Origin of the sequence: Bacteroides sp. D1, assembly GCF_000157095.2 — a bacterium.
Lineage (GTDB): Bacteria > Bacteroidota > Bacteroidia > Bacteroidales > Bacteroidaceae > Bacteroides > Bacteroides xylanisolvens.
Genome location: NZ_JH114337.1, coordinates 25,348 through 50,238, shown reverse-complemented (window position 1 = coordinate 50,238; position 24,891 = coordinate 25,348). Strand labels below are relative to the sequence as shown.

Below are 24,891 nucleotides of genomic sequence, written 5' to 3'. Positions count from 1 at the left end.
GCATTAAATAAAAAACTTTATTAGAAACAAATATTATATGGCTTTAATTAAATCAGTACGGGGTTTTACTCCCGAAATCGGAGAAAACTGCTTCCTCGCAGATAATGCAACTATCATAGGAGATGTAAAAATAGGAAACGATTGTAGCATTTGGTTTAATACGGTATTAAGAGGTGACGTCAACTCCATACGAATCGGCAATGGTGTCAACATTCAGGATGGAAGTGTCTTGCATACGTTATATCAGAAATCGACTATTGAAATTGGCGATCACGTATCCGTAGGGCATAATGTCACCATTCATGGGGCGACCATCAAAGATTATGCATTGGTAGGGATGGGGTCAACCGTCCTGGATCACGTCGTAGTTGGCGAAGGAGCAATCGTTGCCGCCGGTTCTCTGGTATTAAGCAATACCATCATTGAGCCGGGAAGCATTTGGGGAGGGGTACCCGCGAAATTCATTAAAAAGGTAGATCCTGAACAAGCCAAAGAACTGAATCAGAAGATTGCTCACAATTATTTGATGTATTCGCAATGGTATAAGGAAGATAAATAGCAGACTCTAACAAGTTAATAAAAACAGCGGGACATTCTAATGAAAGAACATCCCGCTGTTTTTATAAGATTTTTTATAAAGCCGTTTTTTTACAAAAAGCGAATTCATTGGATTCATCTCTTTTCGACACTATTTCCTCTAATCAAAAATTAATCATGTGCATTATCTTCTCTGTAGCACCGGCATTACTAGTCACATAATAACCGGCATTTGTTCCGGTTTCACGCAAGAACAATTCATCCGCCAAGAAACGATCCAGCAAAGTTTTCAGTTCATCATAATCTTTGATGGAATAAGCGCCTTTTGCTTCGATCAATTGAACGGCTTCCATAAATTTCTGATACTTCGGTCCGAAAATCACCGGAATACCATATACAGCCGCTTCCAATGTGTTATGAATACCTACTCCGAAACCTCCACCGATATAAGCTATTTCGCCATAACGGTAAATAGAGGACAGCAGTCCGAAGCAGTCTATAATAAGACAATCCGCTTTCAATACATTCCTTTCGTCAGCACGGGTATAGCGCACATACGGACGTTTCAATTTACTGATGATTTCAACCAGGTGATTCTCGTCGATCACATGCGGAGCAATAATCAGTTTCATTTCCGGATGGTTATTGAAATATTCGAGGAATAAATCTTCGTCAGGTCCCCATGAGCTTCCGGCAACAAAAGTAAAGGAATTGGTTCCTTTAAATTTCTCTACCAACGGAAGTTCTTTGGCCTCTTCACGGATTTGCAACACGCGGTCAAAACGGGTATCTCCCACTACTGTCACACGGCTGATACCGATTTTCGACAAGTAACGTTTGGATGCCTCATTCTGAACAAACAGATGATCGAAATCTTTCAATACATTGCGATAAGTTCCACCGTACCATTTAAAGAATATTTGTTCGCGACGGAAGATAGACGATACACTATATACCGGAATACGGCGTTTGTGAAGCTCATCCAGATAATTCTTCCAAAACTCATATTTGATAAAGAACGCCATGCAAGGATTTGCAATATCCAGGAACTTTTTCACATTCCGCGGTTTATCAAACGGCAGATAGCAGACAATATCCGCCCCCCGGTAATGCTTACGCACCTCGTAACCGGAAGGAGAGAAAAATGTCAGCAATATCTTATAGTTAGGATACTTCGCACGAATCATTTCTATCAGAGGACGCCCTTGTTCAAACTCTCCCAGTGAAGCAGCATGAAACCAAATATACTGTTCCCCTTTCTCCACTTGCTGCCGCAGGAGTTCATACACTACCCAATGCCCTTTCATCATCTTTCGGGGCTTACGGCTAAACGGAGCAGCCAAATGGACGATAAAGTCATAAATGACTATTGCCAGGTCGTAAAGCATAGTACTGTGTCGATTACTTCAAAACCTCTACCGCACGTTTCATGCGAGCTATCGTCTCCTCTTTGCCCAATACCCAGGAAATATCGAACATGTGCGGGCCTTTTCCTTCACCCACTAATGTCAGACGGAAAGCATTCATGATATTACCAGTATGATAACCTTTCTCCGCAATCCAGTCCATAACGACTTTTTCCTGTCCTTCAATACTAAAGTCTTCAATGCCAGCAATCACTTCTGCCAATTCGGTCATACATTTTGCAGAATCTTCTTTCCAACGTTTCTTCACCGTCTTTTCATCATATTCGGTAGGAGCAACGAAGAAGAAGCTACATACGTCCCACAGTTCTTTAATGAAACTTACCCGATCTTTCATCATGCCAACCACAGTCACCACTTTTTCGAAAGGAGCTTCTACACCATGTTCTTTCAGGAAAGGCAAGAACAGTTCCGCAATTTCTTCGTTAGGTTTCTGCTGTATATATTGATGGTTGAACCATATTCCCTTTTTATAGTCGAACTTGGCACCCGACTTGCTGCAACGGTGAAGATCAAACAATTTAATCAATTCGTCCATTGACATCACTTCCTGGTCATTGCCCGGATTCCATCCCAACAAAGCCAAGAAATTAATCACTGCTTCCGGCAGATACCCCGATTCACGATAACCTGAAGAGATTTCTCCCGATTTCGGATCGTGCCATTCCAATGGGAATACAGGGAATCCGAGACGGTCACCGTCACGTTTACTTAATTTTCCATTGCCTTCCGGTTTCAGCAATAAAGGCAGGTGGGCAAATTCCGGCATTGTATCTTCCCAGCCGAAAGCACGGTACAACAACACATGCAAAGGAGCGGAAGGGAGCCATTCTTCACCACGAATCACGTGGGAAACTTCCATCAAATGGTCGTCCACGATATTTGCCAGATGGTAAGTCGGCAGTTCATCAGCCGATTTATAAAGCACTTTATCATCCAGAATGGATGAGTTGATAATAACTTCGCCACGAATCAGGTCATTCACATGTACGTCTTCATTCGGTTCGATTTTGAAACGAACGACGTATTGTTTGCCTTCAGCAATCAGTGCATCCACTTCTTCCTTCGGCATGGTTAATGAGTTGCGCATCATTCCGCGAGTAGATGCGTCATATTGGAAGTTAGCAATTTCAGCACGCTTAGCGTCCAGTTCCTCCGGAGTATCAAAAGCGATGTATGCTTTTCCATTTTCCAGCAAAACCTGCACATATTTTTTGTAGATTTCGCGGCGCTCCGACTGGCGGTACGGACCACATTCACCACCGAAGCTCACTCCTTCATCAAAGTGGATACCCAACCACTTAAAAGATTCGAGTATATACTCTTCCGCTCCCGGAACAAACCGGTTAGAATCAGTATCTTCAATACGAAATATCAAGTCTCCGCCGTGTTGACGCGCAAATAGATAATTATACAAAGCTGTACGCACACCACCGATGTGCAGTGCTCCCGTAGGACTTGGAGCAAAACGAACTCTTACTTTTCTTTCTGCCATAATTTGGGTTAGTATAGGTAAATCGTGGCAAAATTAAACCTTTTTTTCCACACTATTGTTTTTTTTTGTTACTTTTCGCAAAAATTTCAGTGGATATGGAACATTTGAAGAAGAAAAAAAGTTTTTCATGGAGAGATTTACTATATAAATCACTGCTATTTGTGAGCACTGTGACGTTGATTGTCTATTTCCTGCCACGTGACGGAAAATTCAATTACCAGTTTGACATCAATAAGCCCTGGAAATATGGGCAGCTGATCGCTACTTTCGACTTTCCTATTTATAAAGAGGATGCGGTAGTAAAAAGAGAGCAAGACAGTCTGATGGCTTTCTTCCAGCCTTATTACCAATTGGATAAAGACATCGAAAAAAATGCAATCGCCAAGCTGAAAGAGAATTATCACACCAATCTGAAAGGAATTCTTCCTTCCATCGATTACTTGCGGTATATCGAGCGTACCTTAAAAGAAATCTATCAGGCAGGTATCGTATCGACAGAGAATATACAACAGCTTCAAAAAGACAGCACTTCATCCGTCATGGTGATTGACGATAAACTTGCCAACCCGCAGGCTACCGGAAACATTTACACGGTAAAGAAAGCGTATGAACACCTGCTGACAGCAGACTCGACCCATTTCAACCGGGAAGTATTAAGGCAATGCGCGCTGAACGAATACATTACTCCCAACCTCACTTTTGACGAGGAGCGCACCCTGGCCGCCAAAGAGGAGATATTAAATAATTATTCCTGGGCAAACGGGCTGGTAGTCAGCGGGCAAAAGATTATCGACCGTGGAGAGATCGTTAGTCCGCATACCTATAATATCCTCGAATCATTGCGCAAAGAATCCATCAAACGCAACGAGTCTATGGGACAAAACCGTTTGATTCTCGGTGGCCAGGTTTTATTTGTGGGTATGCTGATGCTTTGTTTCATGCTCTATCTCGATTTATTCCGGAAAGACTATTATCAACGGAAAGGCAGTCTGTCGTTACTATTCACCCTGATTGTGTTCTACAGCGTCATAACGGCTTTCATGGTGACACATAATATATTTAATGTGTACATCATCCCATACGCGATGCTGCCGATTATCATCCGTGTCTTTCTTGATTCGAGAACCGCTTTTCTGACGCATGTCATCACTATATTGATATGCTCCATCTCCTTGCGCTTCCCTCATGAGTTTATTCTGACGCAGTTGGCAGCGGGATTAGTGGCGATATTCAGCCTAAGGGAACTATCGCAGAGATCCCAGCTTTTCCGAACGGCCTTATTAGTGATACTGACTTATGCAGCCATTTATTTTGCTTTCGAACTGATGACGGAGAATGGTCTTTCCACCGACTTCTCTAAGTTGAACATACGCATGTACACTCACTTTATCATTAACGGAATCCTGCTATTATTCACTTATCCTTTATTATTCTTATTGGAAAAGACTTTCGGATTTACTTCCAATGTTACTTTGGTGGAACTTTCGAATATCAATAACGATCTTTTGCGGCAGATGTCTGAAACGGTTCCCGGAACCTTCCAACATTCCATGCAGGTGGCTAATCTGGCAGCAGAAGCCGCTATCCGCATTGGAGCAAAAAGCCAGTTAGTACGTACGGGGGCTTTGTATCACGATATCGGGAAGATGGAAAATCCGGCTTTCTTTACGGAGAATCAGTCGGGAGGGGTTAATCCGCATAAGAATTTGAATTACGAACAAAGTGCACAGGTCGTTATCAGCCATGTGACGGATGGATTGAAGCTGGCGGATAAACACAATCTGCCTAAAGCGGTCAAAGATTTTATCAGCACCCATCATGGACGGGGAAAAACAAAATATTTCTATATTTCCTGGAAGAACGAGCATCCGGACGAAGAGCCGAATGAAGAATTGTTCACTTATCCCGGACCGAATCCGTTTACCAAAGAGCAGGCTATCCTGATGATGGCGGATGCTGTGGAAGCTGCCTCACGCAGTCTTCCGGAATACACGGAAGAAACCATCAGCAACCTGGTCGACAAAATTATCGACTCGCAGGTTACTGAAGGTTACTTTAAAGAATGTCCTATCACTTTCAAGGATATAGCAACTGTGAAAGCTGTATTCAAGGAAAAACTAAAGATTGCTTATCATACCCGGATCAGCTATCCGGAGTTAAAGAAGTAAGCAGGCCGGCACAAGCGTCTTCCAACACATCGAGTACATATTCAAATCCTTCGGCCCCTCCATAATAGGGGTCGGGGACATGATCTGCAGGAATACGGGTGCAGTACTCTGTCATGCGATGAATCTTTTTCCATTCTTCGGGAGAAGGTGCTTTGTCTTTCAGATCATCTATATTCCGGTCGTCCATACCGATTATCAAATCAAAATGATAGAAATCTTCTATACGGACGGGGCGCGAACGATGCACCAGTTGATAACCGCGACGAGCCGCGTGAGCACGCATCCGGCTGTCCGGCAGTTCGCCCTGATGATAAGACAAGATTCCGGCGGAATCTATCACAAACTCTTTTTCCAATCCCGCTTCTTTTATCAAATGAAGCATCACGCCTTCAGCCGTAGAGCTACGGCAGATATTTCCAAGGCAGACAAACAATATCTTTTTCATAATTTCAGTTTTAACAGATTCAAGAATAAGTCAAATGATAATTTTGCGGAGTGCCCTGAAAGGGCTTAATTATATAGCGTAGGGCAACGCCCTACGAAAAAACGGTAATCTGAATTTGCGCCCTGAAAGGGCATAATTGTATACAGTTCCGCCCTTTAGGGTATGTCTAAAACGATAACATGCCGAATGGAAACCTTGTTGGGGCGCTACGCCCCTAAATTCCCATTTAACGAACAATCATTTACAATGAGTTCAATATTTGATTTGCCCGGTTCACGGTTACTGCTGCCGGGGTTTCCGGCATACTACCCAAGTTGAACGGAGCAAGCATTTTCTCTATTTTCTTTAATCCGGCTTTATTTCCCTTTTTCTCAAATTCCTGACGGAGGATATTTATCTTCTCGTGCGCCTGAATTCCTTCAATCAAGCGTTCGAAACGGATACAGCTACGCGCTCCCGGATATACAAGATACGTATCTCCACCTGCCCAACTGCGGAAACGGGAATCGAGCAGCGGTTCCAATGGCCAGCTGTTGTATGCCCAACGCAAATAACCGTCCAGGTGTTTCTTAGAAGAATAATAACTTATCCAGACAGCTTCTGCAGGATCGGAGAAAGTAAATGTATTGGGGTGAGCTTCCGTACAGCAGGTGTAATAGTTGGTACGCTTGTTTTCTGCCACACGGCGGAGGCGTACTTCTTCGGGGAAGTTCTGTCCGATTACAATGCAGTAATCATACAAATCGGGCTCAATCTCCGCATGGTAATTTCCTGCCAACGAAACTTTGAAATCCGGATCGGCCTTACGAATCACCTTCAAGGTCTTCTGCATCACTTCCATCGGACGTTCATCCATTGCAATAGCACAGATATCGAACCATCCTTTTTCTTTCAGGTGCTTGGAGAAAGACGAAAGCATTGCTACCCACATCTCTTCGTAAGCCTCCTCGCCCGGTGCTGTTTTCACAAATTTCAGCGAGTTGGTTGCCTGGTCGTAATACTGGAATGACAACTCCCAGGGAACCATTGAATAACAGTTGATCTGTTTGTCAATGCCCACACTCATCATAAATTCTACCCAACGGTCGAAAATGGTATAGTCAAAAGACCATGTGCCGTCCGCCCGTTTCATCCAGGTAACCATTGTATCAAAATAATCTTCCGTCTGACCGTTCCAAGGTTTGTGCATCAAAGTAGCCGTGATAATCTTTTGTCCGGCGTCTGCCAGCATTTTCATCAAAGGACGCATGGCGTCTAAATGCTCCTGACTCCATAAAGGAACCTGATAGTAACGTGCCACTGCATAAGGACTTTGCCACAAATCCAAGTGGTAGGCCCACTCCGAAGGCGCCGGAAGTTCGCGGGAAGAAACCGTAATTTCCAGATTCAGGCGTTGCAACAGACGAGAGCCGTCGTTGATTAGCAACTCCCCTTTATACGTTCCGGGAACAGCCGATTGAGGAATCCAACATTGCACCCAGACAGGTTGAACTGTGCGGGCAGGCAAAGCCATTGCTTTCAGACTGGTATCAATAGGGTCGGCCACCAATAATGAATCATAATCCACCGCTTTCCGGTGTCCGCAGGCACCTCGACCGTCTTTGTTCAATTCATCCGTCATCACATAACGGACAAAACCGCCGGTGAATGCATCTTGGGGAAGAACATTTCCTTTCTTGTCTTTGAAATCACCAAAGCTAAAATTCAGGTCTTTCAGTTCTACACCTGTCCATACAACCGCTTGCGCGTTCACACGTTCACCACGCCAGCCTTTCAAAGCAACCGTTTGCTGGTTCTTCAACCGGGGAAGCCCGTGTTTTGCGTACCGGACGTCTGTTGTACCCCAAGACACTTGTGTTGTTGTCACTGCCGCCCATTCTTTATCAGACGGCGCAGCAGGGTCGGGCAATTCCTGATAAGTCAGTAAAGGGAACTTCGGTTGTCCTGTCGGAACGCCACATTGAGTGACTCCTTGCTGGGCAAAAACTGCGCCTACGCTAAAGAGACAAGTCAGGGAAAAAATAGTAAGTCGTTTCATGGTTAGTTAATTAAATGATTAAAGTTTTTTATTAGGGGGAAAAATATTCAATCACATAGGGTCTACATCATAGTAGACAATCAAAGATTTATAGCGTTCATCTTCCAACATCTCCCGTTGGATGCGCAACAGCAACTCCCGGGCACGTCCCATCGGAGCATTCTGCTCAATCTTTACGACAATCTTTTTAATAAACAACGTTTGGATACGGGCAACAGGAGGTTTATCCGGCCCCAACACCCGATTGCCAAATACCGCCCGCAGCTTATCCGCCATCACTGCCGCCATCTGATCCAGCAACGCTTCATTATGATTTTTTAGATAAACATATACCAACCGGTAATAAGGAGGATAATGGAACATCTGCCGTTCCGCCAACTGCCCGCCTACCATGTCTTCATAATCATTGGCAATGACCTGATGAATGATAGGATGCTCGATGCTCTTGGTTTGCAGCACCACCCTACCCCGCTTGTTCTTACGTCCGGCACGTCCCGCTACTTGCGCCATCAACTGGAAAGCCCGTTCATAGGAACGAAAATCCGGATAATTCAGCATCGTATCGGCATTCAGTATACCTACAATACTGACATGATCGAAATCCAATCCTTTTGAAACCATTTGCGTACCGATCAATATATCCGTCTTTCCCTGTTCGAAATCCGCAATAATCTTTTCATAAGCAGAGCGGGTGCGTGTGGTATCCAAGTCCATTCGTGCCACTGCCGCTTCGGGAAAAAGGATTTTAATGTCATCTTCAATCTTTTCCGTACCAAAGCCACGGTTCACCAGTTCCGTACCTTCGCAGGCAGGACAGGATTTCGGCAGTTGGTAGGTATAACCGCAATAATGACAGGTTAGCTGATTGATTCCTTTATGATAGGTAAGGCTCACGTCGCAATTCTTACACTTGGGCACCCAACCGCAAGTACGACACTCCACCATCGGAGCAAACCCGCGACGGTTCTGAAAGAGAATCACTTGCTCTTCTTGTTCCAAAGCCTCTTTCATGTATTGTATCAACAGCGGTGAGAATTGTCCCACCATCCTCTTTTTGCGATGCAATTCCTTTATATCTACCGGAATAATCTCCGGCAATTGAATTTCTTTATATCGTTCTTTTAGTTGTACAAAACCATATTTCCCCTCCCCTGCATTCTGCCACGACTCAATGGAAGGAGTAGCCGTTCCCAACAGGGTTTTAGCTCCGTACATGGCAGCCAGCACAATCGCTGCGCTACGGGCATGATAACGGGGGGCGGGATCTTGTTGCTTATACGTATTTTCGTGCTCTTCGTCCACAATCACCAGTCCCAGATTCCGGAAAGGAAGAAACACGGAAGAGCGAACACCCAGGATAATATCGTATCCGTTCTCTCCCAGTTGTTTCCGCCAGATTTCAACCCGTTCGGCATCGGGGAATTTAGAATGGTAGATCCCCAGGCGAGCACCGAAGACCCGTTGCAGACGCTCTGTAATTTGAGTAGTCAAGGCAATCTCCGGCAACAAATATAAGACTTGCTTTCCCTGACGAATCGTTTCTTCGATTAGATGAATATATACTTCCGTCTTCCCACTGGACGTTACTCCATGAAGCAGACACACGTTTTTCTCCTGAAAAGACTGAACGATTTCATCATGTGCCCGTTGCTGAAATTCGTTCAAGGCGTTCAGCTCGACTACTTCTTTCTCCTGTTTATTCAACCGTCCGATTTCGTGATAGTAGATTTCGAAAATCTTCTTATCCACCAGTCCGTTCAGTACCGAAGGAGCCACATTAGCCCGTTGCAACAATTCTTTCTTGGAGACTTCTTTCGGAGTTCCGGTTCCTAAAATACCTGAATACTCTACATACTTCATGAGCAACGCCAGTTGCTTCGGAGCACGAGACAGAATATCAAACAAGATATGGAGTTGCTTTTCATCTGCTGTACCCGCAAGCCGCACCCGTGCCTCTGTCTTAGGCTTATAAGTACGTTTCAATTCTTCCTTTACAAAAATGGCTTCTTTATCGAGCAGGGACTTGATGGCGGTAAGAATATTTTTTATGCCGCTGTCTTTCTCCAGTTTAGTGACGGACTGCTGCGCATCTACGGCAAGTAAATCCAAAATGCGTTGTTCCCGTTCCGGCAATGGCGCATCCGCCTCAAAATCGAGATTATATTCAACAATCGTTTCACTCTCCAGCTTCAGGCCGGAAGGAAGTGCCGCTTTATACACATCTCCCTGTGTACAGAGATAGTAATCGGCTATCCATTCCCAAAATTTGAACTGAACGGGTAGTAAAATGGGAGAAGCATCCAGCAATGCAGATATATCTTTCACTTCGTACTCCGTTGGAGCACAATAATGAACGTTAAGGACGATAGCCGTATAAAACTTCTTTCGCCCGAAAGGAACTACCACACGGCAGCCTATCTTCACATCTTCCGCACATTCGTCCGGCAAAGAGTAAGTGAAACTCTTCGGAAGCGGAAGCGGTAATATGACATCTACATATTTTTTCATTGCAGGTACAAAAATACAATAAAAAAAATGGGGAATGAAAAAGAAGGAAGAGAGAACACTCAAAAGAAAAACGCTTCTTAAGGCAGGATTGGGCAGAAACAGTTTCGAGGCTGCAACAGGGCAGCCTCCGAACAAAAAAAAGAGTTCCCGTTCACCGGAAACTCTTTTTTATATACGATGTAAAATGACAGACTATTTAAAAAATATAGGCAACAGATACCTGCCAAGTCTTAGTCTTATAAGAAGCGTCTGTTCCTTCAATATCCGCAGTGTCGCCCAATGGGATATTGTAGTTAGCACCTACCTGCAGATGGTTCAGCAACTTCAAACCGGCACCCACATTAATACCTACTTGCGCTTTCTTCTTATCAATTCCCGATTTCTTTTCAAAATCGAAATAAAAATCAGGACCTGCAGCAAGATAAATACCGGCCATACTTCCCAAACCGATTGTATATTTCAGGTTTACAGGAATATCAATACCGTTTTGCTTGATAGTCAAATCCTCGTTTCCTTCAGAAACCTTTATACCTCTTTGAGCAAAAAGCAAGGCAGCATCTACTCCCAACCCTACGATTGGAATATTAAACTCGGCCATCGGACCAATAAAGAAACCGGTAAAATTATCCTTCTTAAAGTTATCGCCTACATTAGAGAAACTCGCCTTCGACAAGTTCAAACCTCCTTTTACACCAAAGTGTATTTGCGCCTGGGCAGGCATCGCCATACCGATACATACGGCAATCATTAAAGCACCAAAAATCTTTTTCATAAATTTACGTGTTTATAATTCGGGACAAAGATATATAATTAGAATAAATAAACACAATTTATCGGTTTTTTGTTCGCTCAAAGTCGCTGTTGTTCACTTAATCCGACGCCCATACCTTTATATTTGCTCTTTTGAAGATTGAACTTACAATAGAGCATCAGTTTCATCTAACACTCACAGACTAATAAGAAGTTCTTATTAGTTCAATTTTCATCCTATTTATCATCTATAAATATTGGAAAAATGATAGTTAATCAAATTTACTTCCTAATTATCATACATAACCTTTTCAGCCAACACGTACGGCAAGTGGTCTGCTCCAATGCAAGTTCTTTTTCTAAATGCCGCACCCGGTCACATTGCTTCAACCATTTGCTCTGCAGTGCATCATACAAAAATTTAGCTCCTTTATATATGGTGATTTCCTTATCTTGTTTGCCTAAAAGTGATGCGTATATTGAACAAACTTGAGATTTATCCATGCAATATCGTTCCAACTTTTCGATATACATCAATGTAATCCCCTTTTTATTCCGGTTGATAAAATCCTGAATACTTTCATCGTCGATGATGTCGATGTCGGTTCTTTGGTAGTCCACGGTGATTTCTCTTATCTCTATCAAGACCCAGATATATTCTGTCTCGAATCCGTACTTTGCAGCCGCTTCTTCTATACTAATCCATTGTGCCATAGCGTTTGTTCTTTTATGTGTGATACAATAAGGGATGAATAATGTTTTATTCATGTATATTAGCACAACGAGCATCCACTCTTTTTGCAGTCCGCCGGATGGAGATTGGCTAGGTTAAATTGTGGGGTAATTGATAACCGGCCGAATACAAGAAAGACGCAGATGCTGCTGTACCATTATCCACATCTGAGGCTTAGCAAGACCCTTGCGCAAGATAATGATAACAACAGACACCCACGTCAATCGTCTATATATAACACATCATCAAGTGATATGTTTGACATATAACCATTCACGTGAAGTATCTGCCGTATCATCTCTCTGCGCGAAAATTGCTAATTTTTCAGATGTGAGAGATAATACATCCATACTTCATTTAAGAAATATAAACCGCTTTCTGCCTATTTCATCACGCTGATGGGCTGAAAGCGTACGACAAAGATATATGTTTTTTTTGAAACGTAGTAGAAATATGGGAATAAATATAGGAAGTTACGTATTAAAATGAATTTGATAAAATATAATCCTGTTTCTTATTTCTGATTACCGAAATCCGTCACCAATAAAAATAAATAAGCAATTTTACTCTCATACTCTCATCAATCGTTTGAAAAGCCTTTATTCATCGGAGTTACAGGTATGAGAGTAAGTATGATAGTAAGATGAGAGTAACTTTTACTCTCATCCAAGCAAACGTCGGTTTCCAGCGTAGGAAACTACAGTTCCGAGGCGGGAAACCGCAGTTTCCAAGGCAGGAAACGACAGTGTCCATGTATGGATACCGCAGTTTCTGTACGTAGATACTGCAGTCTCCTTATAGGGATACCATGAACCTCCCATAGCTTTGCATAAAGAAATCAAGGACTTTTCTTTAGTTATATTATACGTTGCAGATACTTTATCTGCAACGTATCTGCAACAGGTATCTGCAACGCTCCAACTGCCTATTTACTAATACATTACAAGCGTTTTGTTGCAGGTGGCAGATACTTTGATGTTTTTTAAACTTTATGGAGGAAGATTATACTCATTCTTACTACTATGAAAACAAATCATTTAACGCCTCGCTCATACTAGGATGAGTAAAAATGAAGTCACGCAGGAAAGTATAATCCTGACCTGTCTTCATTGCAACAGCAACTGTATTGATTACTTCGCTGGAATCAGGCGCAAACAGCATACAGCCCAATATTTTTCCCGTATTCTTATCAATAACAGCTTTCAAAAGGCCATCCGTTTCTCCCAATGTTTTCGCTCTTGGTATCGCCATAACGGGCAATTTCTTGATAATAATATCCAAATTCTGTTTACGAGCCTCTTCTTCATTCAATCCGATACGTGCTAATGGAGGATCAATAAAAACAGAGTAGCTAACCGGATTGCGATCATTGGTTGTCCGTTCTTTATCGCCAAACAGATCCTCCCGGATAATCCGGTAATCATCCAATGAAATATAAGTGAACTGCAAACCACCTTTCACATCACCAACGGCACGTATATTCGGTTGGGTTGTTTTCAGGTATTCATCCACAATGATCGCTCCGCGTGCATCCGTCTCCACTCCGGCAACTTCCAAATTCAGATCTTTCGTGTTCGGTCGGCGTCCTGTAGCCAGCAATACAGCATCAGCTTCAAGTTCCACCACCTCACCAGTTTGTGAATCAGAAAAAACAACGACTGCTCCATCTTCGATATGTTTCACAGATTGAACCTTTGCATTCATTCGAAAAACAATGCCTTTTTTCTCTAATGTTTCTTTTACACTTGCAGCAATATCCCGGTCTTCACGCACAATCAGTTCAGGATAACTTTCGAGTACGGTCACCTGTGAACCGAACGAAGCATACATAGACGCAAACTCCAAACCGATGTAACCGCCACCGATAATAACCAGTCGGCGGGGAAGCTCTGTCAATTCCATGATTGAGGTACTTGTATAAACCAACGGATTACCCACAACTCCCTCAATGGGAGGAATAACTGTTTCTGCTCCCGTATTGATAATAATTTGCTTCGATGTCAGCATTATTTCTTCAGTAGATGTACGGACAGAAACCACATCGGAAGAGACAAAAGAGCCCACACCTGTATAGACTGTTACATTGGGATTATCTGCCAGATTATGGTAATTCTTATTTCTCAATGCACTTGTCACAGCTTCTTTCACAGAAATGGCATTGCGATAGAACTCACTCCTTTCTTCAAATGTAGCATCTTTCATACCGGAAGCAATTTTAGCCTGATGAACCAATGTCTTGGTCGGAATACAGCCAATATTAATACACGTTCCTCCATACATTTTATCCGAACGTTCAACAATGGCAACTTTTCGCCCACGCTTTGCAAACTCTGCCGCAAGGGTCTTCCCTCCCTTGCCAAAACCGATAATAATAACGTCAAATGCATTCATATCCATATAGTTTTAATTGGTTCTAAATTTACTTGTTAAGTTCATAACTAATGATGTTGCAAAGTTCACTGTTTTTGAAAGAATGAACAATAACCATTTTACCGGATAAGTTAGCAATTATTCCCATATAGAATAAAAGTAACAAATAATCAAAATCGCCGGAGCAGATCAGTGACCTGCCCGGCGATTTCCCTATTGAATCGATTCCCACTTACTATCTATCAACGGTTGGGATGAATATCCAGTTTGACTGGTTTTATCATATTTTCAGGTTCCAGAATGGTATCCAAATCTTTCTTGGAAAGGATATTATGTTCCAAAACAAGTTCATACACTCCCTTTCCTGTTTCCAATGCTTCTTTAGCTATCTTGGTAGAATTTTTATAACCAATCACCGGATTCAGGGCTGTCACTACACCAATGCTGTTGTGCACATCTCTCCGGCATTTTTCTTCATTGGCTGTTATGCCGTCGATACATAACGTACGTAAGGTATCGAAGCCATTCATCAACAAGTCGGCAGACTCGAAACAGCATTGCGCCATCACCGGCTCCATTGCATTCAGCTCCATTTGAGCGGCTTCGCCACTCATAGCCACACAAAGATCATTTCCTATCACCTTATAAGCCACCTGATTCATCACTTCAGGAATCACCGGGTTCACTTTTCCCGGCATGATGGATGAGCCCGGTTGCATAGCCGGCAGATTGATTTCGCCCAATCCGCAACGCGGACCGGAAGCCAGCAATCGCAAGTCATTACATATCTTATTCATTTTGACAGCTATACGCCTCATCGCTCCCGAATAACCTACCATGCAGGAAGTGTCCGAAGTGGCTCCTACCAAATCATCGGCAAGCTTTATATCCAGTCCCGTAATCTTGCGCAAAGCGGCAATACACTTTTCCGCATATTCCGGTTCGGCGGTGATTCCGGTTCCGATGGCCGTGGCTCCCATGTTGACTGTCAGAAAGTCCTGCGCGGCAAAATCAAGATTCTTCACTTCATGTTCAAGAATACTCGCAAACCCGTTGAAGGTCTGTCCGAGAGTCATCGGTACGGCATCTTCCAGTTGGGTACGTCCCATTTTGATGATATGCGCAAACTCACGTCCTTTCTTCCGGAAAGCCTCTATCAACACTTCGAAATGCTTAACCAATTTCAAATGAGTGTAATAGAGTCCAATGTGGATGGCGGTGGGATAAGCATCGTTGGTAGATTGCGAGCGGTTGACATGATCGTTAGGCGAACAGTATTGATACTCTCCGCGCTGATGCCCCATCAATTCCAATGCCCGGTTGGCAACCACTTCATTGATATTCATGTTCGTGGTAGTACCCGCTCCCCCCTGAATCATATCTACGGGGAACTGTTCGTGATGCTTTCCTTCAAGTATTTCTTTACAAGCTCTCAAGATAGCATCCGTTTGTTCTTCGGTTAATAAGTCCAGTTCGCGGTTGGCAACGGCGGCTCCCATTTTTGTGATAGCCAATGCCTGGATAAACAAAGGGTACTCATTTAAATGAAACTTACTGATGCGAAAGTTTTCGATACCGCGGAGCGTCTGTACTCCGTACAGTGCACTTTCCGGCACTTCACGACTACCTATCAGGTCACTCTCCGTACGAGTTTTTTTTGATAAATTTTGTTCCATATCGGTTGTTTTATAATAATAACAGTTTCGTTAGTTCTTATAATAACCAATGAGTTTAGTTATTGTTTTAATAAATATGCAAAAACTATTCAAAGACTTTTTTGTTGTTAATACAAGAAAAAGAAAATACAAAGAGAGAAATCACGTATCTTTGTTGGGAACTTAAAACAGCATTCTATGATATTACAATTAGCATTTGTTCTGACAGCTATTATTATTGGCGCACGCTTGGGAGGTATCGGCCTCGGCGTGATGGGAGGAGTTGGGTTGGCTATACTTACGTTCGTTTTTGGTTTACAACCCACCGCGCCTCCTATCGACGTTATGTTAATGATTGCCGCAGTGATTTCGGCTGCCTCCTGTATGCAAGCAGCCGGCGGACTGGACTATATGGTAAAACTGGCAGAACATTTGCTTCGTAAGAATCCTTCACACGTCACCTTGCTTAGTCCGCTGGTGACTTACCTGTTTACTTTTGTAGCCGGAACGGGACACGTCGCCTATTCTGTGTTGCCGGTCATCGCGGAGGTTGCCACCGAAACAAAAATCCGTCCGGAACGTCCGCTAGGTATTGCTGTCATTGCTTCCCAACAGGCCATTACAGCCAGTCCGATTTCCGCGGCTACCGTAGCACTTCTCGGACTCTTAGCCGGATTCGATATTACCCTATTCGACATTCTCAAGATTACGATTCCCGCTACCATTGTCGGCGTGTTGGTCGGTGCTTTGTTCTCGATGAAAGTCGGTAAAGAATTGGTGGAAGACCCCGAATATCAGAAACGTCTGAAAGAAGGATTATTCAACAATAAAAAGATAGAGATTAAAGATGTGAAGAACAAACGTTCCGCTATGATTTCCGTCCTTATCTTTATATTGGCAACTGCGTTTATCGTACTCTTCGGTTCTTTTGAAGGAATGCGCCCCAGTTTCCTGATCGACGGGGAAATAGTTACATTAGGAATGTCTTCCATCATCGAAATCGTGATGTTATCGGCTGCTGCCATCATCCTGTTAGTAACCAAGACCGACGGAATCAAAGCAACGCAAGGTTCCGTATTTCCGGCAGGCATGCAGGCGGTGATTGCCATCTTCGGTATTGCCTGGATGGGAGATACCTTCCTTCAGGGAAATATGGGACAGCTAACTCTTTCTATTGAAGGGATCGTGCAACAAATGCCGTGGCTGTTTGGTGTCGCGCTGTTTGTGATGTCTATTCTACTATACAGCCAGGCTGCCACAGTTCGGGCACTTGTGCCTCTGGGCATTGCGTTGGGGATTTCGCCTTATATGCTGATCGCCTTGTTTCCGGCAGTGAACGGATATTTCTTTATTCCGAATTACCCTACCGTAGTGGCTGCCATTAATTTCGACCGTACCGGGACAACAAAAATCGGCAAGTATGTGTTGAATCATTCGTTCATGATGCCCGGCTTGGTATCGACGATTGTTGCCATTGCCCTGGGACTGCTCTTTATACAAATATTTTAATATACATATATTATTAACCTAAACATCATTCAGTTATGAAACAATTCAAAAGCTTTGGACTGGTAGTAGTCACACTACTATTTTCTGTAACAATGGCATTTGCCGCAAAACCGAACATTCATATCCTTGCCACCGGAGGAACGATTGCAGGCACAGGAAGTTCAGCTACCGGAACCAGCTACACAGCAGGACAAGTTGCCATCGGCGCACTACTCGATGCCGTGCCCGAAATTAAGGACATCGCCAACGTGACCGGAGAACAGATTGTCAAAATCGGTTCGCAGGACATGAACGACCAAGTTTGGCTGACGCTTGCCAAAAAAATAAATGAACTATTGAAACGCCCGGACATCGACGGCATTGTGATTACTCACGGAACCGATACGATGGAAGAAACGGCCTATTTCCTGAACCTGACCGTTAAAAGTAACAAACCGGTGGTACTGGTAGGTGCCATGCGTCCGTCTACTGCTCTAAGTGCCGACGGCCCGTTGAATCTTTATAACGCCGTAGTTACCGCCGCTGCAAAGGAATCCAAAGACAAAGGAGTACTGGTTGCCATGAACGGACTGATCCTTGGAGCACAGAGTACAGTTAAAATGAATACGGTCGACGTGCAAACTTTCCAAGCTCCCAACTCCGGCGCGCTAGGGTATGTGTTGAACGGAAAAGTATTCTATAATCAGGTGACGCTAAAAAAACATACCACCCAATCCGTTTTCGATGTTACTCATCTGAACGCACTGCCTAAAGTAGGTATCGTATACAGCTATTCGAACATTGAAGCAGATATGGTAACTCCGATGCTCAACAACGGCTACAAAGGCATTATCCATGCAGGAGTAGGAAATGGAAATATCCATCAGAATATCTTCCCGGTACTGACAGACGCCCGCCAAAAAGGAATCCTTGTGGTTCGTTCTTCCCGTGTCCCGACAGGTCCTACCACACTGGATGCAGAGGTAGACGACGCCAAATATCAGTTTGTGGCTTCACAGGAACTGAATCCGCAGAAATCACGCGTTTTGTTAATGCTTGCACTAACCAAAACAACTGACTGGAAACAAATTCAGCAATATTTTAACGAATACTAAAAGCCTGACCTACTTATGAAAAAATGGATATTTATGTTGCTCCTCGCGGGCAGCATACAGGGAGTATATGCTCAAAAAACGGAGAAGAAGGATAAATTCAACCCGAACACTCCCCTGTTTGAAGAACTGACAGACGTGAAAAAGAAGACAGATAAGTTCAATCTTTATCTGAATATGCAAGGAAGCTTTGACGCTCATTTCCAAAATGGTTTTCAGGAAGGTGACTTCAACATGCACCAGCTCCGTATCGAAGCCAAAGGAAATATCAACAACTGGCTTTCTTACCGCTATCGCCAGCGCCTCAACCGCTCGAACGATGCAAACGGCATGATTGACAATCTGCCTACTTCCATCGACTATGCCGGAATCGGTATCAAACTGAATGACCAGTTCAGCCTCTTCGCAGGAAAGCAATGTGCCGCATACGGTGGTATCGAGTTCGACCTCAACCCAATCGACATCTATCAGTACAGCGATATGATCGACTATATGAGTAACTTTATGACCGGACTGAATGTAGGCTATAACATTACTCCCGAACAGCAACTTAACCTGCAAATACTGAACAGCCGCAACAGTTCGTTCGACAGCACTTACGGAATCACGGAAGATGCCGAAGGAAATCTTCCCGATCTGAAATCCGGCAAAATGCCGCTGGTTTACACCTTGAACTGGAACGGTAATTTCAACAATGTCTTCAAGACCCGTTGGTCGGCTTCTGTCATGAACGAGGCCAAAAGTCACAATATGTATTATTATGCTTTAGGTAACGAATTGAATCTCGGCAAATGGAATGCTTTTGTCGATTTCATGTATTCAAAAGAGGACATTGACCGCAAAGGTATTATTACCAGTATCGTAGGCCGTCCGGGCGGGCATAACGCTTTTGATGCTAACTATCTTTCGGTTGTTGCCAAATGTAATTACCGCTTTCTTCCGAAATGGAATGTTTTTGTGAAGGGTATGTACGAGACGGCTTCCGTAGGCAAGGCGTCCGAGGGAATAGAGAAGGGAAATTATCGTACTTCCTGGGGATATCTGGGCGGTATCGAATATTACCCGATGGAAACCAATCTGCACTTCTTTGTTACCTACGTGGGACGTTCGTATGATTTCACTTCCCGCGCCAAGGTGCTGGGACAGGAGAATTATAGTACTAACCGTATTTCTGTAGGATTTATCTGGCAGATGCCTGTATTCTAATTCTAAAGCAAGAAACCGGGCTGACAATAAAAAAATACCCGATAGCTTCTTACAACAGTTATCGGGTATTCTTATATGTTCGGTCTTTTTAAATCAGAACCCAGGTATCTGCTCCGGCCCATTCAGACATATGCACAGCATCCCCACTGGGGAAAGACAGTCTATTCAACTGCTTCACGGAAGCACAGATAAGCCGTCTCATCAATTCTGGCAAGAGAGACTGACATTCTTTTGTGTCAGCCCATTGCTTCAAATGTGTTGATGTGATGAATTCCATAGATTACCTATATTGAGACTAGATATTGATGAACAAATATACAACTTCTTTTTGACCCAATACACAAAACATTGAAAAGATGTCGCAAATTTTTCTCAACATACTCGACAAAAGAGATTGGAACAACAGCGTTGACCAAATTCAAAAACTCACCGAAAGCCCCATAAAATCAACTAGGGAATATCCGTTTACGCTTTCATGGTCTCACTATTTGATATTAATGCGCATTGAATCTGATGAAGAACGCAGATTTTACGAAATTGAGTCTCAGAAACAAAATTGGAGTGTACGTCAATTGCAGCGGCAATATAATTCAAGCCTGTATGAGCGTTTGGCTCTCAGCAAAGACAAAGATTCAGTCTTGCGTTTAGCACAAGAGGGGCAAACGATCAATAAACCAGATGACATCATAAAGAATCCTTTAACGCTTTTTAGTAATCATTGTTCTATAATATATACAAAGAACTATGGACAATTTGTAATGTTCTAAATTATATCGAACTCACGTTAGTTTAGATGCGGGAGATTCAAAAACGCTGCAAATTCGAGGGGCGAAAGTGACTGGTTTATGTGCAATTACGATTTTCCCGGAGTCAAGAATATAAAACGAATGGATAAAAAATATTACTACGGTATACTTCTTGCATTTTTAAACTTCATCTACCCTCCCATCATTTTTCCCATCATGAAAAGACTTGTTATTTATAATCTTTTGGCAACATTCCGAACTTCTCTTTAAAACATTTTGCAAAATGGGAAGAAGAAGCAAAGCCTAACCGTTCTGCTGCCTCAGCTATGCGAACACCATTTGCAATTAATTCAGCTGCTTTGTTTAAGCGGAAGTTCTTCACATAGTTATTAGGAGGCATACCAAACAAACCTTTCATCTTCCGGTAAAGATTAGAATGACTCATATTCATTTGATCTGCCAATATATCAATTGAATAATTTTCATTAATAACCTGCTCCGATAAAATTGCATTGATCTTGTCTATAAATTCTACATCTTTTTGAGAAATAGCAAAATCCGAAAGTGAAGAAGATGAACCAATTGTGATGTCCGTCATCTGTTTATGAAACGCCAATCGCAGTTTTAATAAATTCTCGATCTGTTTATAGAGCTGCTTAACAGAAAACGGTTTCTCAAGATATACATCAGCACCACTTTCAAGTCCTTCCACTTTAGATTCCAATGTCGTTTTTGCAGTCAGCAAAATAACAGGAATATGAGAATAAGCCATATCGGATTTTACATGATTACAAAGTTCAAGTCCATCCATTTCAGGCATCATAACATCACTGACAATAACATCCACACTCTGGCGTGTGAGTATTTCCAATGCTTCTTTTCCATTACCGGCACGTATCACCCTAAACCAAGTACTTAAAGCTTCCCGAGTTAGATTTAACAATTCAAGATTATCCTCCACCAATAAAACAGTGAATCTCCTATTAGCAAATTCAGAAACAGAAGTCACCTCTTCTCCAACATCTACAGCATCCGTTTCAGTCAATTCATCAGATACATCTTCTGTTTCTACAGTTCCCAATGGTAAAGATAATACAAATGAAGCACCGCCCTCGGAACTATTTTCCAGAAACAAACTTCCATGATGGGCTTCTGCCAAAGACCTTGCAAATGCCAAACCAATCCCAGTACCCTTAGATGATGCCACAGGATCATCAGGCAATTGATAAAAAGCTTGAAATATTTTATCGCGTTGGTCCTCCGGAATACCGGGACCATCATCAGTGACCTCTATCCTCACCTCGTCATCTACTGATAATACCTTCAATTCAATTCTGGATTTCGCATATTTCATCGCATTCCCTATCAAATTTACCAGAATCTTACTCATCTTTTCCGAATCAATCATCATGTTAATCTCTTCATGAGGCAAACAAAGATGTAATGTCAGTCCTCTCAACTCCGCAGAACCGCAGAATTGATTAAAAATATCACTGACCAATGCATTAACATTGCATTTCTTCAAATTCAACTGCAAAGCACTACTTTCCAACTTCTGAAAATCAAGTAACTGATTGATGATTCCCAATAGATAATCTACATTCTTTTCTATTACAGAAATATACTTATTCTCTTTCCCTTTGATTTCCTCTTCTCTCAATTTCTCCAACGGCAAACGAATCAAACTTAGCGGAGTTCGTATTTCATGTACCAAATTAATAAAGAAATTGATTTTCGATTTATACATTTCTTTTTCTTTGGTAGTCTGATACTCCTCCATCCGACGTTTATACTTACGCCTGACATACAAATTCCAACGCCAACCAAGAAATACGATAGCAGCAAGTAACAACAATGCATATACCACATAAGCAATAGTAGTCCGCCACCAGGGAGGAGTAACCACAATCCATAAAGAAATTGCCTTTTCAGTCCAATAATGGTCATTATTTGAACCACGAACCAAAAACTCATATTCTCCCGGAGGAAGGTTGGTATAGGAAGCTGTATTATTAGAAGAGTTGTTAATCCATTCCTTATCTACTCCGTTCAAGATATACGCATAACGATTTCTAAGAGGATCTTCATAGCTAAGTATCGCAAAACGAATTGTAAAACTGTTATTCTCATAAGGTAATTTTATTTTATCAACAGTATAAAAAGGCTTATCCAACCGGAGCAACCGCCTCACTTCCCGCTCATTATTCAAATTAGGGAAACTGATATTTATAACATAAACAGGAGGAAGATAGGTGTTATCTGTAAATTCTTTCGGTTCAAAAACATTAAATCCGTTCACTCCTCCAAAATACATCTTTCCAGTCGATGAAGCTAATGAAGATTGCGCTGTGAACTGATTCCCCTGCAAACCGTCATTTATAGTAAAAAGACAGTTCTTATTCTTATCTGCAGGATTAAACTGATATAACCCGGAATTACAGGAAATCCAAAAGTTGCCGGCCAGATCCTGCTCTATCGAATAAATAACCTTATCCGGTAACCATATATTTTCCGGATCAAAATCAACAAAAGTTTCTGTTTCTTTGGAAAAAGAGCATAATCCTCCACCATTGGTCCCAAACCACATCGTACCTTTCCTATCTTCAAATAATGTTATCACGGAGTTACTCGTAATAGTAGTCAGGTCCTCCCGGATATGTTCAAAATGTTTCCACTCTTCACCAACTGTATTATAACAGAAAACGCCGCGATTTGAAGTCGCAATCCAAAGATTATTGTACATATCCTCATAGATGTCAGTTACAGAAGCCATAGCACCGACATTTATCACAGTTATAAAATTATCCGATTGTGGATTATAACGACATAATCCCCAGCTTGTTCCGACAAAGATTTCTCCTTTACGATCTTTAAAAAGGCTTAATACATCATTACTGCAAAGTGTATTCGGAATATCACGGGAATAAGTATAACTTTTAATATTCCCTGTCTTCAGATTTAACACATGCAATCCTTCAGCATAAGTTCCTACCCAAAGATTATCGCCCTCCAACAACAAACTACGTATATCGTATTTTATATTTGATTTCTTCAAAAAATACTCATGAAAAGAATGAGTTTGTGAATTGAAAAACCACAATCCATTCCGGGTTCCCACCCAAACATTCTTCTCCCGATCTTCACAGAAAGGTCCTATCTCCTTATCTGCTTTTTCCATCCCCGTCAAAGACAGAGAATAAGTAGAAAAACGCTTCGACTGTTTAGACATGTAATTTATTCCACCGGAATTAGTCATTACCCAAAGTGTACCTTCATTATCCCGCATCATCGCGTGTACAGTCGGATCGCTCAAAGCCCATAAACCAAACGGAGAGTCTCCCCTACGAAATGTCTTACGCTCACGGTCAAATAAATAAATGCCATTGTCTGTACCAACCAGCATTTCTTTCCCGTTATAGTCCATCAGACAAAGAATAGAACTGAAACTCTCTGCAGACGTATTATATATTTTTAATTCCTGACTTCCTTCCTGATAGCACCCTAACGAATTCGTCCCCACACCGCACCAAATTTCATGATCAATACTATGGAGACAGTTAATCCTCTGATTGCCAATATTCAATTCGAATGAAACCGGATAACTTTGCAGAAAAGTTCCTTGTTCATCAAAGCACAATAATCCCTCCTGCATAGAAGAGACATAGACAAGAGAATCCGTACCTTGGCAAATATCCCAGGCAAAAAAAGTCCGGATACTATTTTGAGTCAGAACGTCTTTTACCGGATCATAAATAAAGATGCCTTGTCCCAAAGTAGCTATCCAAATCAAACCATTTTTAGTTTTTACGATTTTCTTGACTTCGCAACTAATGAATACTCCATATTTAGTTGTCTTATCAAAATACAAGAAATGATCGTCAGAGCGATCATAAATGTATAGCCCGGAACTTGTTCCTATCCAAAGGTCTTCACCCTCTTCCATCAAAGAACCGACAAAGTTGTTCCCTAAAGAATATTTGTCATTTAGAACATTCCGATAAATTTTATTTCCGCTACCATAATAGCAGTTCAACCCATTACTCGTACCTATCCATAAAAAGCCATAACTATCTTGAATTGCACACCAAGTTGTGTTATGAGACAATCCGTTTTCTACTTGATATTTCTTAAAAGAAAACTCTGCAGATGCCATTAATGGCTCAATACAAAAAATAATAAGACTGATAAATGCTATTATTGCTTTTTTCATATTATA

General features: G+C 42.2%; 16 protein-coding genes and 1 pseudogene. 6 read left to right on the top strand and 11 right to left on the bottom strand.

Translation table 11 applies throughout. From position 1 onward, the window contains the following. The first annotated feature begins 37 nt into the window (after positions 1-37). A complete protein-coding gene (locus tag BSAG_RS15285) occupies positions 38-559 on the top strand; it encodes a gamma carbonic anhydrase family protein (RefSeq protein WP_004313451.1) in 522 nt (173 codons plus the stop codon). 142 nt (positions 560-701) lie between these two features. Here the strand turns inward: BSAG_RS15285 and BSAG_RS15290 are convergent, their stop codons facing one another. Beyond that, on the bottom strand, positions 702-1,925 hold the full coding sequence (locus tag BSAG_RS15290; protein WP_004313450.1) for a 3-deoxy-D-manno-octulosonic acid transferase: 1,224 nt from the start codon (positions 1,923-1,925) through the stop codon (positions 702-704). A 13-nt stretch (positions 1,926-1,938) separates the two neighbouring features. After that, entirely contained in the window at positions 1,939-3,456 is a 1,518-nt protein-coding gene (gene gltX / locus BSAG_RS15295) for a glutamate--tRNA ligase (protein ID WP_004313449.1), read from the bottom strand. A 95-nt stretch (positions 3,457-3,551) separates the two neighbouring features. Between gltX and BSAG_RS15300 the strand changes: the two genes are divergently transcribed. Then, positions 3,552-5,624 (top strand): HD family phosphohydrolase, encoded by a 2,073-nt coding sequence (locus BSAG_RS15300; protein WP_004313448.1) that lies wholly within the window; start codon positions 3,552-3,554, stop codon positions 5,622-5,624. On the opposite strand, the gene BSAG_RS15305 is transcribed toward BSAG_RS15300, so the two are convergent. From BSAG_RS15305 to BSAG_RS15335, 7 genes are all read right to left on the bottom strand, one after another. Next, entirely contained in the window at positions 5,599-6,069 is a 471-nt protein-coding gene (locus tag BSAG_RS15305; RefSeq protein ID WP_004313447.1) for a low molecular weight protein-tyrosine-phosphatase, read from the bottom strand. The genes BSAG_RS15300 and BSAG_RS15305 overlap by 26 nt on opposite strands. A 241-nt stretch (positions 6,070-6,310) precedes the next feature. Beyond that, positions 6,311-8,107: a DUF4091 domain-containing protein gene (locus BSAG_RS15310; RefSeq protein WP_004313446.1), complete on the bottom strand. Its 1,797-nt coding sequence runs from the start codon at positions 8,105-8,107 to the stop codon at positions 6,311-6,313. 51 nt (positions 8,108-8,158) lie between these two features. Next, entirely contained in the window at positions 8,159-10,615 is a 2,457-nt protein-coding gene (gene priA, locus BSAG_RS15315) for a primosomal protein N' (protein ID WP_004313445.1), read from the bottom strand. 196 nt (positions 10,616-10,811) lie between these two features. Further along, the gene (locus BSAG_RS15320; protein ID WP_004313444.1) at positions 10,812-11,387 is read right to left on the bottom strand and encodes a porin family protein; all 576 of its coding nucleotides are present in this window, start codon (positions 11,385-11,387) and stop codon (positions 10,812-10,814) included. A gap of 260 nt (positions 11,388-11,647) precedes the next feature. Continuing rightward, positions 11,648-12,079, bottom strand: a complete 432-nt coding sequence (locus BSAG_RS15325; RefSeq protein WP_004313443.1) for a hypothetical protein — start codon at positions 12,077-12,079, stop codon at positions 11,648-11,650. A gap of 1,039 nt (positions 12,080-13,118) precedes the next feature. Continuing rightward, positions 13,119-14,489 (bottom strand): FAD-dependent oxidoreductase, encoded by a 1,371-nt coding sequence (locus BSAG_RS15330; protein WP_008770596.1) that lies wholly within the window; start codon positions 14,487-14,489, stop codon positions 13,119-13,121. A gap of 221 nt (positions 14,490-14,710) precedes the next feature. Then, the gene (locus tag BSAG_RS15335; RefSeq protein ID WP_004313441.1) at positions 14,711-16,144 is read right to left on the bottom strand and encodes an aspartate ammonia-lyase; all 1,434 of its coding nucleotides are present in this window, start codon (positions 16,142-16,144) and stop codon (positions 14,711-14,713) included. 177 nt (positions 16,145-16,321) lie between these two features. On the opposite strand from BSAG_RS15335, the gene BSAG_RS15340 reads away from it, so the two are divergent. From BSAG_RS15340 to BSAG_RS15350, 3 genes are read left to right on the top strand one after another with little or no spacing between them, the layout of a single operon-like run. Then, positions 16,322-17,632 (top strand): anaerobic C4-dicarboxylate transporter family protein, encoded by a 1,311-nt coding sequence (locus tag BSAG_RS15340; protein ID WP_004313440.1) that lies wholly within the window; start codon positions 16,322-16,324, stop codon positions 17,630-17,632. 35 nt (positions 17,633-17,667) lie between these two features. After that, complete coding sequence (ansB, locus tag BSAG_RS15345) at positions 17,668-18,726, top strand: L-asparaginase 2 (RefSeq protein ID WP_004313439.1); 1,059 nt, start codon at positions 17,668-17,670, stop codon at positions 18,724-18,726. Between the two features lie 15 nt (positions 18,727-18,741). After that, the gene (locus BSAG_RS15350; RefSeq protein ID WP_008645721.1) at positions 18,742-19,929 is read left to right on the top strand and encodes a porin; all 1,188 of its coding nucleotides are present in this window, start codon (positions 18,742-18,744) and stop codon (positions 19,927-19,929) included. 88 nt (positions 19,930-20,017) lie between these two features. On the opposite strand, the gene BSAG_RS15355 is transcribed toward BSAG_RS15350, so the two are convergent. Further along, a complete protein-coding gene (locus BSAG_RS15355) occupies positions 20,018-20,206 on the bottom strand; it encodes a hypothetical protein (RefSeq protein WP_008019711.1) in 189 nt (62 codons plus the stop codon). A 79-nt stretch (positions 20,207-20,285) separates the two neighbouring features. Here BSAG_RS15355 and BSAG_RS15360 point away from each other — a divergent pair. Then, positions 20,286-20,636: pseudogene (locus BSAG_RS15360) on the top strand (DUF1016 N-terminal domain-containing protein); the annotation flags it as partial. A gap of 268 nt (positions 20,637-20,904) precedes the next feature. Here BSAG_RS15360 and BSAG_RS15365 read toward each other — a convergent pair. Then, positions 20,905-24,885 carry a two-component regulator propeller domain-containing protein gene (locus BSAG_RS15365; protein WP_004313437.1) on the bottom strand — a complete coding sequence of 1,327 codons (3,981 nt, stop codon included), beginning with the start codon at positions 24,883-24,885 and terminating at the stop codon, positions 20,905-20,907. Positions 24,886-24,891 lie beyond the last annotated feature (6 nt).